The organism is Arthrobacter sp. SAFR-044 (assembly GCF_051965175.1).
GTDB lineage: Bacteria > Actinomycetota > Actinomycetes > Actinomycetales > Micrococcaceae > Arthrobacter.
Genome location: NZ_JBQCMK010000026.1, coordinates 1 through 1,727, shown reverse-complemented (window position 1 = coordinate 1,727; position 1,727 = coordinate 1). Strand labels below are relative to the sequence as shown.

General features: G+C 55.2%; 1 rRNA gene. It reads right to left on the bottom strand.

What is annotated here, in order from left to right:
• Positions 1 to 18: 18 nt before the first annotated feature.
• Positions 19 to 1,542, bottom strand: a 16S ribosomal RNA gene (locus tag ACTHQS_RS20930).
• Positions 1,543 to 1,727 lie beyond the last annotated feature (185 nt).

The window sequence follows — 1,727 nt, the reverse complement described above, 5'->3', positions numbered from 1 at the left end:
GTTGTAGGTGCTCCTTAGAAAGGAGGTGATCCAGCCGCACCTTCCGGTACGGCTACCTTGTTACGACTTAGTCCCAATCGCCAGTCCCACCTTCGACAGCTCCCTCCCACAAGGGGTTAGGCCACCGGCTTCGGGTGTTACCAACTTTCGTGACTTGACGGGCGGTGTGTACAAGGCCCGGGAACGTATTCACCGCAGCGTTGCTGATCTGCGATTACTAGCGACTCCGACTTCATGGGGTCGAGTTGCAGACCCCAATCCGAACTGAGACCGGCTTTTTGGGATTAGCTCCACCTCACAGTATCGCAACCCTTTGTACCGGCCATTGTAGCATGCGTGAAGCCCAAGACATAAGGGGCATGATGATTTGACGTCGTCCCCACCTTCCTCCGAGTTGACCCCGGCAGTCTCCTATGAGTCCCCACCATCACGTGCTGGCAACATAGAACGAGGGTTGCGCTCGTTGCGGGACTTAACCCAACATCTCACGACACGAGCTGACGACAACCATGCACCACCTGTAAACCGACCACAAGTGGGGGACCTGTTTCCAGGTCTTACCGGTTCATGTCAAGCCTTGGTAAGGTTCTTCGCGTTGCATCGAATTAATCCGCATGCTCCGCCGCTTGTGCGGGCCCCCGTCAATTCCTTTGAGTTTTAGCCTTGCGGCCGTACTCCCCAGGCGGGGCACTTAATGCGTTAGCTACGGCGCGGAAAACGTGGAATGTCCCCCACACCTAGTGCCCAACGTTTACGGCATGGACTACCAGGGTATCTAATCCTGTTCGCTCCCCATGCTTTCGCTCCTCAGCGTCAGTTAATGCCCAGAGACCTGCCTTCGCCATCGGTGTTCCTCCTGATATCTGCGCATTTCACCGCTACACCAGGAATTCCAGTCTCCCCTACATCACTCTAGTCTGCCCGTACCCACCGCAGATCCGGAGTTGAGCCCCGGACTTTCACGGCAGACGCGACAAACCGCCTACGAGCTCTTTACGCCCAATAATTCCGGATAACGCTTGCGCCCTACGTATTACCGCGGCTGCTGGCACGTAGTTAGCCGGCGCTTCTTCTGCAGGTACCGTCACCTTGCGGCTTCTTCCCTACTGAAAGAGGTTTACAACCCGAAGGCCGTCATCCCTCACGCGGCGTCGCTGCATCAGGCTTGCGCCCATTGTGCAATATTCCCCACTGCTGCCTCCCGTAGGAGTCTGGGCCGTGTCTCAGTCCCAGTGTGGCCGGTCACCCTCTCAGGCCGGCTACCCGTCGTCGCCTTGGTAGGCCATTACCCCACCAACAAGCTGATAGGCCGCGAGTCCATCCAAAACCACAAAAGCTTTCCACCAACCACCATGCGACGGTCAGTCATATCCGGTATTAGACCCAGTTTCCCAGGCTTATCCCAGAGTCAAGGGCAGGTTACTCACGTGTTACTCACCCGTTCGCCACTAATCCAGGAGCAAGCTCCCTTCATCGTTCGACTTGCATGTGTTAAGCACGCCGCCAGCGTTCATCCTGAGCCAGGATCAAACTCTCCGTTGAAGTAAAACAGACACAACCAAAACCACCGGAAATAACGGCGGCAAAGGCTGCACAAAATTTGAAACCAGCTAAAAACACCAAACCAATACCACAGGGGCGGCACGATTCGGCACAATCAACCAATTACATACATAATCGGTATCAACAAACTTGGCACACTATTGAGTTCTCAAACAACAGACACA